Source organism: Pseudomonas sp. BN414 (assembly GCF_029871275.1).
GTDB lineage: Bacteria > Pseudomonadota > Gammaproteobacteria > Pseudomonadales > Pseudomonadaceae > Metapseudomonas > Metapseudomonas resinovorans_C.
Map to the genome: position 1 here is coordinate 114,820 of NZ_SSOL01000033.1, position 13,873 is coordinate 128,692.

The following is a 13,873-nucleotide window of genomic DNA, read 5'->3' on the forward strand; positions in this document are numbered from 1 at the left end:
GGTGAAGCTTTTAGGGTCTTGTCAGGCTTCGCTTCGCTCTGCGCCAACCTACGGAAAAACCTCGTCTTTCCGATTGGTAGCTAGTGGCCATGTTTATGTGTAGATGGGTGCCTGATGAGCGTCCAGCCGCTGACGCCAGCCATTCGTCGCAATGATGGGCGGCGAATGGCTGCTGTCTATCGATTCAGAAAAGCTCCACCTCTCCGGCACTTACGTTGCTCTGGGCGACGGGATTGGCGACGGGCTTGCGCAGCTCGCGGGTTTCCTGGTCGACCCGATCCGCCCATTGCTCCGACGTCACCGCACGCAACCCGCCGAGCCCCGCAGCGAATCCGCCGAGCTTGGCGAAGTGCTTGCGCATCTGTCCGATCAACTGGCTGCTCATGTCCTGGAACTGCAAGGCGGTAATGGCCTGGTCGACGCCCGAGCCCACCTCCAGCGAAATGCGATCCAACTCCTGGATCACTTTCAGCGTGTGGCGGTTCATGCCCTCGAGGTCTTCCAGCATGTGATGCAACTGCTGTTTGGATTCCAGGGCGATGCCCATGTCCTTGTCCGCCAGTTGGGAGATGGCCGACTCGGCGTCCTGGATTTCGCGGTAGACGACGTCCACATGCTCGCGAATCTTTTCCGAGAAGCCGGTGGATCGAGTGGACAGGGCACGGACTTCGTCCGCGACCACGGCGAAGCCCCGGCCGCTTTCGCCGGCGCGGGCTGCCTCGATGGCAGCATTCAGCGCCAGCAGGTTGGTCTGCTTGGCGATGGCGTCCATATCGTGGGTGGATTTCAGGATATCGGCGATCTTCTGCGTCACCCGGTCCATGCGTTTCACCAGCTCCTGGGAGGTCTGGCTGGTTTCCAGCGTCGCCTCGACGAACAGGCCGAGGGTGTTGCGGGTGGTGGAGATGAACTCCTGGAAATTCATGCCGTCATCGGCGCCCTGGTTGCCGTAGCGCTCGATCAGGGAATGGGAATGGGCGCGCTGCTGGTCGATGCGCGCGGCCAGGCCCTGGAAGCTGTCACCCAGGCGAGCGATGGCGTCCTGCAACAAGCCATCGACCTGCCCGGCATGTGCCTGCAAGGTGCCCAGGTGTTCGTCCACGGCATCCTGGGCCTGCTGCCAGTCAGGTGCCACCACGGCCGGGACTTGTGCTTGCGCCGCCTGCGGACGGGATTCTCGTTGCAACCAGGTCAGCAGCAGGCTGGCCAGCCAGCCACCGGCGAGGGCCAGCCATACCGGCAGGTCTACGGCAACCATGCCGGCGCAGGCCAGCCAGATCAGGGAGTGCAGGGCCAGGCCCTTGATGGGGTTAGCAGGCGACGGATGCGACATGGAGCACTCCCTTGCTGGGGTTGTTTGACCGGACGGCGGCCCCAGGCAGGGTGAAAACTACGGTGACGTTTTCACTCAGCCTGTAATGGGCCATCGGCAACGCTGGTTAAAGCTAGAGGCCGCTCGTCTGCTGTCAAATCGCTATCCATCAGTTTCTTGCGCCATTCATCCCGCTGTTTCTGCCTCCTCTTCAGGCGGGCTGAGATAGCGATGTGCGCCGCAGCGCAGGCAGCGCTGGCAGATCATGGGAACGGCGCCCACTTCTGTACGAAAACCCTCGGTCCATTGGCAACCGAGCAGAAAGCAACGAATACGCATGGCTCCTCCCGGGGGCGTACCCCCTGGTCCAATCCGGCAGTGATGGGATGAACTGCACTCGCCTTGTTCTTGTTGGAGGCATGGGTCGCCGCGAGAATCGGCCGACCGCTCTAGAGCCGGCAACCTAAAAGGGCGAGCGGTGGGACCGTTGGTCGGGGAGGGAGCTGGGAGGGGTTAAGCGGCATCCACCCGCGGCCGGCGCGGATGCTCGTGTTTCAGATACTGGACCAGGCGGGCTTTCTGGCTGGGGCTCATGAACAGGCCGAGCTTGGTGCGGCGCCAGAGGATGTCTTCGGCGCTGACGGCCCATTCCTGCTGGCAGAGATAGTCCACTTCCCGGGAATAGAGACCGGCGCCCAGGTGTTCGCCGAGGTCCGCCAGTTCCCGCACGTTACGCAGCAGGTGCCAGCAGCGGCTGCCGTAGAGGTTGGCCCAGCGCCTGGCGATGTGCGTAGGCAGCCAGCCGAAGCTGGAGCAGAGGGCTTCTACCAGGGCGCTGCGGCTTTCCATCTTTTCTCCGCCGGGCAGCGGCGCGCTGGCGGTCCAGGCGCCTTTGGCGAAGGGGAACCAGGGCGTCAGTTGCTCGAGGGCGGCTTCGGCCAGTTTGCGGTAGGTCGTGAGCTTGCCGCCGAACACCGAGAGCAACGGCGCTTCGCCGGGATGGGCGGCGAGGGAAAGGGTGTAGTCGCGGGTCACTGCTGACGGATCGTCCGACTCGTCATCGCACAGTGGGCGCACGCCGGAATAGCTGTGGAGGATGTCCTGCTCGCTCAGCTGGCGCTTGAAGTGGCGATTGACCACGTCCAGCAGGTAACGGGTTTCTTCGGCTGTGATTGCCACTTCCGCCGGGTCGCCGTGGTACTCGCGGTCGGTGGTGCCGATGAGGGTGAAGCGCTCCAGGTACGGAATCGCGAAGACGATGCGGCGATCTTCGTTCTGCAGGATGTAGGCCTGCTCGCCGTCATGCAGGCGCGGCACGATGATGTGGCTGCCCTGGATGAGACGGATGCCATAGGGCGTCGCCTGCTTGAGGTCTTGCTGGATGAAGCGGGCCACCCAGGGACCGGCGGCGTTGACCAGGGCGCGGGCGCGGATCGACAGCAGGCTGCCGTCGACACGTTCCAGGTGGATGTGCCAGAGGCCCTTGCTGCGGCGGGCGCTGACACAGCGGGTGCGGGTATGCACATGGGCGCCGCGCTCGCGGGCGGCCATGGCATTGAGTACCACCAGGCGCGCGTCGTCCACCCAGCAATCGGAGTATTCGAATCCCTGGGTGATTTCCGCCTGCAACGGGCTGCCGGCGCCAAAGCGCAGACTGCGCGAGGCGGGAAGGTGCTTGCGTTTGCCGAGGTGGTCGTAGAGGAACAGGCCGGCGCGGATCATCCAGGCCGGACGCAGGTGCGGCCGGTGGGGCAGGATGAAGCGCAGCGGCTTGACGATGTGCGGCGCCTTGGCGAGCAGCACTTCACGCTCGGCCAGAGCTTCGCGCACCAGGCGGAATTCGTGGTGTTCCAGGTAGCGCAGGCCGCCATGGATCAGCTTGCTGCTGGCCGAAGAGGTGTGCTGGGCGAGGTCGTCCTTCTCGCAGAGAAATACCGACAGCCCCCGTCCGGCTGCATCAGCGGCGATACCGACGCCATTGATGCCGCCGCCGACGATTGCGAGGTCATAGACTTCCGCGATGGGGGAATGGTTGTGGTTCATTGGCAGGCACCAAGGTCGAAATCGAACTTTCAATGTTCATTTTCGAAAATAGCCTAGATGAGCGGACGCAAAATGACCAGCCCAATGCGCGAACTCGCGCCGGGTGGTCACGGAAAATTCATACAGGTGAAGGGCGGATCACACGCGGTCGAGGTGCACCTTGTGCTCGGCAAGCAGGCGGGACAGGGCGGGGGAGGGCTGGTGGTCGGTGAACAGGCGGTTCACCAGTGCGATGGAGCCCAGGCGTACTACGGCGTTGCGGCCGAACTTGCTCGAGTCGGCGGCGAGGAAGACCTGTCGGGCGTTCTCGATAATGGCCTGGGAGACGCGCACTTCCTGGTAATCGAAATCCAGCAGGCTGCCGTCCTCGTCGATTCCGCTGATGCCCACCAGTGCGTAATCCACCTTGAACTGCTGGATGAAATCCACCGCTGCCTGGCCGACGATGCCGCCGTCGCTGCGCACCGTGCCACCGGCCACCAGCACCTCGAAGTCCGGCTTGTCGGCCAGTTGCGCCGCCACGTGCAGATTGTTGGTGATCACCTTGAGGCCCTTGTGGCCCATCAGGGCGCGGGCGATGGCTTCGGTGGTGGTGCCGATGTTGATGAAGAGCGAGGCGTGGTCCGGGATGTATTCGGCCACCGCATCGGCGATGCGTTGCTTTTCATCGCGGTTCTGCCCGGCGCGCATGGCGTAGGCGGTGTTCTGGGTGCTTGAACCTTCGCTGGCGGCGCCGCCGTGGGTCCGTCGCAGCAGGCCATGTTCGGCGAGCTGGTTGATGTCGCGTCGGATAGTCTGCGGGGTGACGGCAAAGGCCTGGGCCAGTTCGTCGATGCTGACGTAGCCGCGATCGCGCGTAAGGTCGAGGATGTCTTGCTGCCGTGGGCCCAGGTTCATGCTGGCTCCTTGTTTTGCGCGGCATTATAGCGATGGGCTGTCGAATCACCGCTTTTCCGCTAAGGTACGCCGAATCTGTCGCAGGATTTTCACAATCGAACATGACACCCGCAATCGATCTGCTGAAGAAAGCCAAGGCTGAGCACAAGGTGCACAGCTATCACCACGATCCCAAGGCGCCGTCCTACGGCCTGGAAGCCGCCGAAAAGCTCAACCTGGACCCGGCGCGGGTCTTCAAGACGCTGCTCGCCGCCACCGAGAAAGGCGAATTGCTGGTGGCGGTCGTACCGGTGGCCGGGACCCTCGACCTCAAGGCCCTGGCTCACGCTGCCGGCGCGAAGAAGGCCGAGATGGCCGATCCCACCCAGGCCCAGCGCTCCACCGGCTACCTGGTAGGCGGCATCAGCCCGCTGGGGCAGAAGAAGCGACTGCGCACCTTCATTGACGGTACCGCGCGCAATTTCGAAAGCATCCATGTCAGCGCTGGCCGGCGCGGGCTGGAAGTCGAACTCTCCGCCGATACCCTGGCGACCCATACCCAAGGCCAGTTCGCCGATATCGGCCGTCCCTGAAAGCCTGCCCACGTCCGCGAGATCGCGTACAGGCTTGAAAACCAATAACAAGGAAGCATCACCATGGCCCAATACCTGCTCGCCATCGACCAGGGCACCACCAGCAGCCGCGCCATCGTATTCAGCGCCCAGGGTCTGCCGGTGGCGCGTGCCCAGCAGGAGTTCAAGCAGTACTTTCCCAAGGACGGCTGGGTAGAGCACGACGGTGAGGAAATCTGGCTGACCACCCTCAAGGTCTGCCGCGAGGCCATCGAGCAAAGCGGGTTGAACCCGGCCGAGATCGCCGCCATCGGCATCACCAACCAGCGTGAGACGACCCTGGTCTGGGACGCGGTGACGGGCACGCCCATCCACCCGGCCATCGTCTGGCAGGACCGCCGCACCGCGGACTATTGCGCCACGCTCAAGGCTGCCGGCCATGAAGCCGACGTGGCCAATCGCACGGGCCTGCTGATCGACCCTTATTTCTCCGCCACCAAGCTGCGCTGGGTGCTGGAGAACGTGCCCGGCGCCCGCGAGCGGGCCGAGCGTGGCGAGCTGCGTTTCGGCACGGTGGATTGCTTCCTGCTGTGGCGCCTGACTGGCGGCAAGGTGCATCGCACCGATGCCACCAACGCCTCGCGGACCCTGCTGTTCAATATCCACAGCCAGCAGTGGGACGCGGAGCTGCTGCGTCTGTTCGACATCCCTACCAGCCTGCTGCCGGAGGTGCTGGACTGCGCCGCCGAGTTCGGCGATACGGACGCCGCGCTGCTCGGCGCCAGCATTCCCGTGCGCGGCATGGCGGGCGATCAGCAGGCGGCGCTGATCGGCCAGGCCTGCTTCCAGCCGGGCATGGTGAAGAGCACCTATGGCACCGGCTGCTTCATGATCCAGAACACTGGCGACCAGCCGGTGGTTTCTCGCAACCGGCTGCTGACCACGGTCGGTTACCGGCTCAATGGCAAGGTGAGCTATGCGGTGGAGGGCAGCATCTTCGTTGCCGGCGCCGCGGTGCAGTGGCTGCGCGACGGCATCAAGCTGATCAGCCACGCCCGTGATACCGAAGCCCTCGCCGAGCAGACCGGCGATGCCTGCGGCGTCTACCTGGTGCCGGCCTTCACCGGCCTCGGCGCTCCCTATTGGGACCCGCGCGCTCGCGGCGCGATCTTCGGGCTGACCCGTGATACCGGTATCAAGGAAATCGTCACCGCCGGGCTGCAATCCGTCTGCTACCAGACCCGCGACCTGCTGGAAGCCATGGCCCAGGATGGTGCCGCCGCGCCCAGCGCGCTGCGGGTGGACGGCGGCATGGTCGAGAACAACTGGGTGATGCAGTTCCTTTCGGACATCCTCGGGGTTCCCGTCGAGCGTCCCGAAGTCACCGAGACGACAGCCCTGGGTGTGGCCTATCTCGCAGGTTTGCAGGCGGGGCTGTATCGCGATCTGGACGAAGTGGCCAGTCACTGGCATCGTCAACAGCGTTTTGCCCCGCGCATGGCCGATGAGCATCGCAAGAAGCTCTACGACGGCTGGCTGGATGCCGTGCAGCGGGTGCGCAGCGGCGCGTGACAGCGCCGCATGGACGCTGGGAGGCAGGATGGGGAAAGGGCAAGGATCGCTGAAACGCCTTTGGCAGGCACTGACCCTGCTGCTGGCACCTTTGCTCTTCCCATCGGCCCATGCCGAAACCCTGGTGATCGCCGGGGACATCTGGTGCCCGATCAATTGCGAACCCGGCTCGGCGAAGCCGGGCATCTTCGTCGAGCTGGCGCAGGAAATCTTCGGCGCGGCCGGCATCGGTGTGGAGTACCGCCTGGTGAACTGGGCGCGCGCCGTCCATGACACCCGTTATGGCCGCCTGGATGCACTGATCGGTGCCGGCATCCAGGACGCTCCCGACTTCGTCTTCACTCGCACGCCGCCCGGCGTGTCGCGCATGTGCTTCTACGTTGCCCCTGACAGCAAATGGCGTTACCGCGGATTGGCGTCGCTCGCCGAGATTCGCCTGGGCAGCATCAACAGTTACAGCTACGGCCAGGAGCTCGACACCTACATTCGAATCAAGCGGGACGATCCGGCTCGGGTGCAGGTCGTGTCCGGCGACCAGGCCCTGGCCATGAATGTGGAAAAGATCCTGATCAGCCGCGTCGACGCCACCATCGAGAACGCCTGGGTGATGGACGCCTGGCTTGCCGAAAGTGGCCAGCAGGGCAAGCTGGTGAAGGCCGGCTGCCGCTCGCCGGACGTGCCCATCTTCCTGGCATTTTCCCCTGCACTGAAAGGCAGTCCGCGCCATGCGGCGATGTTCGACGCCGGGCTCAAGCGTTTGCGTGAGTCCGGACGGATGAACGAGCTCCTGCAGCGCTACGGCCTGCCTCCGCTAGACTGATCAGGCTGTTCCACCGATATCCACCGGCCACTGTACCGCGCGTGGAGCGTCGGTGACTGGCATGCTGGTGCCCCCACACATCAAGGAGCGAGTCATGCAGCTGGATTTCCATCAGGTCGACGCCTTCACCCAACGGCCCTTCGGCGGCAACCCGGCGGTGGTCTATCGCCTCGACGCCTGGCTGGATGATCAGCTCATGCAACGCATCGCCGCCGAGCACAACCTGTCGGAGACCGCCTTCCTGGTGAAGGAAGGCAGTGCCTGGCACATCCGCTGGTTCACGCCCAGGGCCGAGGTGCCGCTCTGTGGCCATGCCACCCTCGCCAGCGCCCATGTGCTGTTTGATCTCTACCAGGAACCGGGCGACCGCCTGGAGTTCACCAGCAAGTCTGGCGAATTGCGTGTGTCACGCGAAGAGGAGGGCCGTCTGGCGCTGGACTTCCCAGCGCAGGTGCCGCAAGAGGTGGGCGTCACCCTGGAGCTGGAACATGCCTTGGGCATCCCTCCGGTGGATGCGCTGGGCGCCAACTTCCTGATGGCGGTACTGGAGTCGGAGCATGACGTGCGTGAGTGCACGCCGGACTTCAAGGCATTGGCCAAGCTGCCCTGGTCTGGCGTGATCGTCACGGCAGCAGGGGGGAAGCACGACTTCGTTTCGCGCTTCTTCGCCCCGGTGATCGGCATCGATGAAGACCCGGTGACCGGCGCCGCGCACTGCGCCCTGATTCCCTACTGGGCCAATCGTCTCAACAAGCGAGTGCTGCGGGCCCAGCAGTGTTCCGCGCGTAGCGGCGAGCTCTGGTGCCGCCTGGATGGCGACCGGGTGAGCATCGCCGGGCATTCGGTGCTGGTGGCCAGCGGTAGGCTGTGGATCTAAGGCGCGAAACGATCGAAAAGCTCTGATTGGCTTTCTGTAGGTGGGATGTTTCAGAGTGCGCCGCTGATGCGGCGCACGCCGGATTCCTGGGGCGTGAAGTGGGCGGCGACAGTGCCCTGGGCGGGGAAGACCACCAGGTGATCGGCCGCGATGCGGATGCCCACTTCCTGTCCGGGCTGGTGATCGGCGTGGCTGGGGAAGATCGATTCCAGCTGGCTACCGGTAGAGAGTTGCAGGCGATAGAGGGTGGCGGCGCCGAGGAAGGTCTTGCCGATCACCTTGGCGCGCAGATCGCTGTCCGGCGCGTGGACGATGTCGTCCGGCCGCAGCAGTACGTCCACCGCGGAGCCATGGGGCCAGGTGTAGGCGCGATTACCACGGATGGTGCCGAGTTCGGTGGTCACGGCATCGGCTGAAATCAGCTGGCCGCGAATGAAGTAGCCCTGACCGACGAAGCTGGCGACGAAGGGCGTCAGGGGTTCGTGGTAGAGGTTGAACGGGGTGTCCCACTGCTCCAGCAGGCCGTCTCTGAACACGCCGACCTGATCGCTGACGGCGAAGGCCTCTTCCTGGTCGTGGGTCACCAGGATCGCACTGGTGCCGCGTGCCTTGAGGATTTCGCGGACTTCCTGGCTGAGGCGTCGACGCAGTTCGCCATCGAGGTTGGAGAAGGGTTCGTCGAGCAGCAGCAGACGCGGCTCTGGCGCCAGGGCGCGGGCCAGTGAAACGCGTTGTTGCTGGCCGCCGGACAGCTCGTGGGGGTAGCGCTTGGCCAGGTGGTTCAGCTTCACCAGTTCCAGCAGTTCGTCGACCTTGCGCTCGCTATCGGGCTCCTTGCGGATGCCGAAGGCGACGTTGTCGGCCACCGTCAGGTGAGGGAACAGCGCATAGTCCTGGAACACCATGCCGATTCGCCGTTTCTCCGGCGCCAGGGTGAAGCCGGCGCGGGAGATCACTTCGCCGGCTAGCTGGATTTCGCCTTCCAGCACCGGTTCGAATCCGGCGATGGCGCGAAGCGTCGTCGTCTTTCCGCAGCCGGAAGGGCCGAGCAGGCAGCCGATGTCACCGGCGTTGAGATGAAGGTTCAGGCCTCGCACAACCTGCTGTTCGTGATAACCACAGCTGAGGTTGTGGAGGCTGAGGAGCAATTCGCGAGTCATGCGTGATGGGCGTGTTCAACCAGCAGTTCAAGCAGGGCCTTCTGGGCGTGAAGGCGGTTTTCCGCCTGGTCCCAGGCAACTGAACGCGGGTCGTCGAGCAGGTCGACGCTGATCTCTTCGCCGCGGTGGGCCGGCAGGCAGTGCATGAATATCACGTCGTCCGCGGCCAGGTCGAGGAGCGCCTTGTTCACCTGGTAGGGCGAGAACAATGCCAGGCGCTTGGCGGTTTCTTCCTCCTGGCCCATGGAGGTCCAGACGTCGGTGCTGACCAGATGGGCGCCGGCCACGGCTTCGCGCGGGGCGCGCACGACCTTGACGCGGTCGCCGGCCTGGGCGAGGAACGCCGGATTGGGTTCGTAGCCTTCGGGGCAGGCGACGCGCAGTTGGAAGTCGAACTGGATCGCTGCCTCTATATAGGTGTTGCACATGTTGTTGCCATCGCCGATCCAGGCCACGGTCTTGCCCTGGATGCTGCCGCGATGTTCGAGGAAGGTCTGCATGTCCGCGAGCAACTGGCAGGGGTGCAGGTCATCGGACAGGCCGTTGATCACCGGTACACGGGAGTGGGCGGCGAACTCGGTCAGCGTGCTGTGGGCGAAGGTCCGGATCATCACGGCATCCAGCATGCGCGACATGACGATGGCGCTATCGCTGATGGGCTCGCCACGACCGAGCTGGGTGTCGCGCGGGGACAGGAAGATGGCCTGGCCGCCGAGCTGGATCATGCCGGCTTCGAAAGAGAGACGGGTACGGGTCGAGGCCTTCTCGAAGATCATGCCCAGTACGCGGCTTTTCAGGGGTTCGTAACGCACGCCTCGGTTGCGCAGATCCTTCAGCTCGGTGCCTCGACGGATCAGGCTGTTCAGCTCCTGGGGAGTGCAGTCCATCAGGGAGAGAAAATGCCTAGCGCTCATGGTTACTACCTTTCTTCTTTTGTCACTGGCCGCATGTCCTGGCCGGGTGTTGCGGGAACAAAGCAGGCGGGACGGGCGGTTGAAGCCGCACGTGGCGACGATTTGGGGGAAGGCGCGATCTTATAAGGAAATGTCGCATGATGCCAACTTGGGCCACGAGTGGCGCGGCCTAGAGGGGTATCGCTATTTTTCCTGTACCAATTTCGTACCAATTGGCTGGTTTTCCAGCTTCTGCAACTCGCTCCAGTCCGAGGTGGAATTGAGCCACTTGGCATAGGTCGAGAGCAGCATTTGTACACTGTGCCCCAGCTGGTTCGCAATGAACGCGGGGTTCATTCCCGCCATCAGGCACATCGTCGCGTAGGTGTGGCGGGTGTCGTACTGACGGCGGATGCGGATGCCCAGGGCCCGGAGCGCCACGTTGAAATAGCCCTTCGCCGTGCTGTCACTGCGAATCCAATCCTGTCCTTCCTCCATCCTTGCCGGTGCGAAGACATAGGCGCTGCGCGCCTGGGTCAGTGCCCGCGCTTCCTTCAGGGCATGCAGCGCCCTGTCATTCAGCAGCACATGCCGGTGGTTCTTGGTCTTGACCCGGTCCTTGACCTCGCCGTCGACCACGATCCGGCAGACGTGCGCGCTCCTTCCCTTGAAATCGATCTCCTCCCAGCGCAATGCCATCAGCTCGCCCGGGCGCATGCCGGTGAAGAAGGCGAACTCGAAGTAGCAGGCATAGATGCGGGTCAGCCCGGTCAGCTTCTTATAGAGGTGGTCGATCACCGCTTCGGCTTCCGGGCGGGTGAACGGGTCCACCACCTTCTTCGCCACCCGTGGTCGCGCGATCGAGTCGACCGGGTTCCGCGCGATCATCCCATCCTTGACTGCCGACTCCAGTACGCTCGACAACTTGTCCCGGGCATTGCGCCGGACCAGTGCCGAGGTCCACGTGGTTTCCGCCACCACCCGCCGCACGTCCGCCGAGGAAATGTCGTCGATACGGCGGGTGGCGAAGTGGGGCATCCAGTAGGCATTGAGGGTGCCCTTGTAGTTGGACCGGGTGCCATCGACGATTTCCCGGCTGTCCAGCCAGATCTGGGCGTACTCACCGAAGGTGGGCGTCTTACCCGACAGCATGTAGCTGGAACTGGGGAACAGCTCGGCGTACTTGTCGTCGGTCATGACGCCGAGCTTGATCAGCTGCTTTACCTGAGCTCTAAGACTTGCGGCCTGTGCGATACCCGCCGGCGTGGGGTCGACAGCAAGGGTTTCACAGCGACGGTGTTTCCAGGTGAAGCGGATCCGGACAGAGTTGCCGACGACTTCGACTCCCGTGGGGAGGCCCATAGGCTTTCGACCCATTCGTCATATCTCCTTCTGCTGTACATCACACGGCCGTCGATGAGCTGCCAGACGCCGCGAGGGATAACCCCGCGCTCGCGTTTGCGCTGCAGGGCCTTGGTGGTGGTGCCGATCAGATCGGCCATCTTCGATTCCAGCACCTTGTCGTGCAGGTCCTCGTCCGGTGGGGGCTGCTTCAATTTGTGCATAGGAGTACATCTCCGCCGACTCTCGCCGGCAGCTGGTGGGGTAGGTGGGGAAGGGGTTACGGGTTCTTGTTGCGGCGCGCGACGACCAGCTTCTTGGATGCCATGGACACGCCACCGACCACGTCTTCAGGGAGGATTGCTGCGTCGCAGTGCGGGCAGAGCGGGGCCATGCTGGTGCTGCGCCAGGCTTCATCCATCACCTTGGCTGCGCGGCTCCGGAGCGCGAACTTTTCGGCCTCTGCCAGTTCCCGTCGCCGCCGGTTCAAGTCGCTGACGCCGGCGCTGAACACCTCGCACAGGCCTACGAAGGCGTCGAAAGCCTCAACCTCAGACTCACAGTCGCTGCACCAGATGCGGCGCTCCTTGTCGTCGTACACCAGCTTCTTGTGGCGGCAGGAAGATGCGGGCCGCCGGGTGAGACCGCGCGCAACCCGCAAGTCCTCGATCTGGACCACCTTCATCCCGAACAGGTAATCCTGCGGCTCGATGGGGGCGTCAGCCATTCCCCACCTCCTCCCCATCTTTGCCGAGCAGGGCGCGGAGTTCTTCGAAGTCCGCAAGACTGGCCATGCCTTCGTCATCGCTTGCGATTCGGCGAAGCAGCTCCACCGGTATCGCGTTGCGGTTCAGGTGGGTGATGTCGGACATGCGGCAGACTGGATACCAATCGCGCTTATGGCCAAGCGTCGGCAGCGTCCTCTTGAAGCTGTCGTCATCCTTCAAAAGGTCGCCGCCGCGCCAGATATATCCGACAGGCTCCGGCATCACCACCGCAGCCGGGGCGAGCGCGGCGCGGGCTTTCCACGCGAGCGCCGAAGCGTGGTCGTGCTGCCAGTGATGAATGGCGTCAGCCTCGCTGAAAACGGCCGGGAATGTTCCCGCAAGCCATGCGACATATGCCGCTCGCTCATCCCCGCCGACCTGGCGGGCAGGCTGTTCGGCGAGGGCAGCGCGTAGGTTCTGCACTTCGGACTGCAGCTGGAAGTAGTCCTTCTCCTTCTCGCGTGCAGCCTCGGCCAGCTCATCCAGCTCGGCGCGCAGTCTGGCGTTCTCCTTCTCCACCTTCTCGTGATCCTCTTCCAGCACGCACCATTTCCGTTCCTGGTGCTGGTGGAAGTCCACCATGGCGTGGTGGCGTGAGGCTCGATAGCCAGCTGGCGCCATATAAGCCTGCAGCGCCGCCTGGAGCACGCTGGTTTCCGCACGGAACGTCACTTCGATGGGCGCCTGGGCGCGAGCCTGCCAAGCGGCCCAGCCAACACCTTCCCAACCATGGGCATCGCCGTGCTTGCTGATCTCTGGCCATGCCGCGTCGAATCCGGCGCGCTCTTTCCTCAGTTGTTCTTCCGTCATCACTGTTTCTCCCAGACTTCCGCGTTGCTCAGCTGCTCTTCGGGCACTTGCCTGCTGGCGCCGCTGATGGGGTGGAGTTGGCTGACGCCGCCGGAGGTGTAGGTCACCTGGTAGCGGACGCCGCTGGACTTGTGGAGGTAGACGATTCCGCCCTGGAGCTGCTGCTCGATGCGGCGCTGGGTGGCGGAGGGCTGCATGCTGGTGGTCATGGCATCGATCTCCCTATCTCGGCGGCGGCACGGACGATGGCGCGGCGCACGGCGGCCATGAAGTCGGCTCCGTCTTCCTTGCAATCGATGCCGCCGTCGTCGCCGTCTGGCAGGATTTCAGCGACTACGCCACCACCAAATCCCATGTACAGATTCATGGTCAGCGCTGCTGCCAGGCGTAGCGCATCGGCGTCGTTGATCAGCGGATTCCAGAAGCAGACGTATTGGCCATCCTTGTGCAGCTGAGTGGCATCCACCTTGTTGACGTACAGTTCATAGCCAAGAGCCTTGGCGGCCAGTTCCAGCAGTTCACGATCAGTGCTCATTGGTTCCCTCCTTCGCCCAGGGCGATATCCATCGAGTGCCAGCCGCCCAGCCACAGGCTGCGCTTGAACATTCGGCGTTCTCCATACGGACAGGCCTCGCGGCCCAAGTCTTTGCTTCGGGCATCCGCCCCAAGCTGGTATTCGTGCCGGCTCTCCGGCGAGTCGATGCCTTCTGCAGACATGACGGTGCCTCCCTGGCGTGTATCGCCAAGCTGAGTAGGTAGGGGATGGATCAGGACTTGGGTGGGACGGGGATGCAGCGGAGACAGGAGCAGGGGTAGAGCTGGCCGGTGAC

General features: G+C 63.9%; 17 protein-coding genes. 4 read left to right on the top strand and 13 right to left on the bottom strand.

All coding sequences use genetic code 11. From position 1 onward, the window contains the following. Positions 1 to 184: 184 nt before the first annotated feature. The 4 genes from E8E95_RS05515 to E8E95_RS05530 form a co-directional block, all read right to left on the bottom strand. Positions 185 to 1,333: a methyl-accepting chemotaxis protein gene (locus tag E8E95_RS05515; RefSeq protein ID WP_280348796.1), complete on the bottom strand. Its 1,149-nt coding sequence runs from the start codon at positions 1,331 to 1,333 to the stop codon at positions 185 to 187. 165 nt (positions 1,334 to 1,498) lie between these two features. Next, on the bottom strand, positions 1,499 to 1,651 hold the full coding sequence (locus E8E95_RS05520; protein WP_178123565.1) for a PSPA7_2676 family Cys-rich small protein: 153 nt from the start codon (positions 1,649 to 1,651) through the stop codon (positions 1,499 to 1,501). 174 nt (positions 1,652 to 1,825) lie between these two features. Further along, complete coding sequence (gene glpD, locus E8E95_RS05525; protein WP_280348800.1) at positions 1,826 to 3,355, bottom strand: glycerol-3-phosphate dehydrogenase; 1,530 nt, start codon at positions 3,353 to 3,355, stop codon at positions 1,826 to 1,828. A 138-nt stretch (positions 3,356 to 3,493) separates the two neighbouring features. After that, a complete protein-coding gene (locus E8E95_RS05530; RefSeq protein WP_280348801.1) occupies positions 3,494 to 4,252 on the bottom strand; it encodes a DeoR family transcriptional regulator in 759 nt (252 codons plus the stop codon). Between the two features lie 101 nt (positions 4,253 to 4,353). On the opposite strand from E8E95_RS05530, the gene ybaK reads away from it, so the two are divergent. From ybaK to E8E95_RS05550, 4 genes are all read left to right on the top strand, one after another. Next, positions 4,354 to 4,824 (top strand): Cys-tRNA(Pro) deacylase, encoded by a 471-nt coding sequence (ybaK, locus tag E8E95_RS05535; protein WP_077523846.1) that lies wholly within the window; start codon positions 4,354 to 4,356, stop codon positions 4,822 to 4,824. A 63-nt stretch (positions 4,825 to 4,887) separates the two neighbouring features. Further along, on the top strand, positions 4,888 to 6,375 hold the full coding sequence (gene glpK / locus E8E95_RS05540) for a glycerol kinase GlpK (protein WP_280348802.1): 1,488 nt from the start codon (positions 4,888 to 4,890) through the stop codon (positions 6,373 to 6,375). Between the two features lie 28 nt (positions 6,376 to 6,403). Beyond that, positions 6,404 to 7,195 (top strand): transporter substrate-binding domain-containing protein, encoded by a 792-nt coding sequence (locus E8E95_RS05545; protein ID WP_280348803.1) that lies wholly within the window; start codon positions 6,404 to 6,406, stop codon positions 7,193 to 7,195. A gap of 94 nt (positions 7,196 to 7,289) precedes the next feature. Continuing rightward, positions 7,290 to 8,072 (top strand): PhzF family phenazine biosynthesis protein, encoded by a 783-nt coding sequence (locus tag E8E95_RS05550; protein WP_280348804.1) that lies wholly within the window; start codon positions 7,290 to 7,292, stop codon positions 8,070 to 8,072. 50 nt (positions 8,073 to 8,122) lie between these two features. On the opposite strand, the gene E8E95_RS05555 is transcribed toward E8E95_RS05550, so the two are convergent. The 9 genes from E8E95_RS05555 to E8E95_RS05595 all read right to left on the bottom strand — a co-directional run bounded on the left by E8E95_RS05555 (position 8,123) and on the right by E8E95_RS05595 (position 13,760). Then, entirely contained in the window at positions 8,123 to 9,232 is a 1,110-nt protein-coding gene (locus tag E8E95_RS05555; protein WP_280348806.1) for an ABC transporter ATP-binding protein, read from the bottom strand. After that, entirely contained in the window at positions 9,229 to 10,146 is a 918-nt protein-coding gene (argF, locus tag E8E95_RS05560) for an ornithine carbamoyltransferase (protein WP_280348808.1), read from the bottom strand. Before argF ends, E8E95_RS05555 begins: the two co-directional genes overlap by 4 nt. Before the next feature lie 183 nt (positions 10,147 to 10,329). Then, a complete protein-coding gene (locus tag E8E95_RS05565; protein ID WP_280348959.1) occupies positions 10,330 to 11,442 on the bottom strand; it encodes a site-specific integrase in 1,113 nt (370 codons plus the stop codon). Then, positions 11,346 to 11,690 carry a hypothetical protein gene (locus E8E95_RS05570; protein ID WP_280348809.1) on the bottom strand — a complete coding sequence of 115 codons (345 nt, stop codon included), beginning with the start codon at positions 11,688 to 11,690 and terminating at the stop codon, positions 11,346 to 11,348. Before E8E95_RS05570 ends, E8E95_RS05565 begins: the two co-directional genes overlap by 97 nt. Before the next feature lie 56 nt (positions 11,691 to 11,746). Further along, positions 11,747 to 12,193: a hypothetical protein gene (locus E8E95_RS05575; RefSeq protein WP_280348811.1), complete on the bottom strand. Its 447-nt coding sequence runs from the start codon at positions 12,191 to 12,193 to the stop codon at positions 11,747 to 11,749. Further along, positions 12,186 to 13,046, bottom strand: a complete 861-nt coding sequence (locus E8E95_RS05580; protein WP_280348813.1) for a hypothetical protein — start codon at positions 13,044 to 13,046, stop codon at positions 12,186 to 12,188. Before E8E95_RS05580 ends, E8E95_RS05575 begins: the two co-directional genes overlap by 8 nt. Next, entirely contained in the window at positions 13,043 to 13,252 is a 210-nt protein-coding gene (locus E8E95_RS05585) for a hypothetical protein (protein ID WP_280348815.1), read from the bottom strand. Before E8E95_RS05585 ends, E8E95_RS05580 begins: the two co-directional genes overlap by 4 nt. Next, positions 13,249 to 13,578, bottom strand: coding sequence for a hypothetical protein (locus E8E95_RS05590; protein WP_280348818.1), 330 nt, complete (start codon positions 13,576 to 13,578; stop codon positions 13,249 to 13,251). The genes E8E95_RS05585 and E8E95_RS05590 overlap by 4 nt, the downstream gene beginning before the upstream one ends. Next, positions 13,575 to 13,760, bottom strand: coding sequence for a hypothetical protein (locus tag E8E95_RS05595; RefSeq protein ID WP_280348820.1), 186 nt, complete (start codon positions 13,758 to 13,760; stop codon positions 13,575 to 13,577). Before E8E95_RS05595 ends, E8E95_RS05590 begins: the two co-directional genes overlap by 4 nt. Between the last annotated feature and the right edge of the window lie 113 nt (positions 13,761 to 13,873).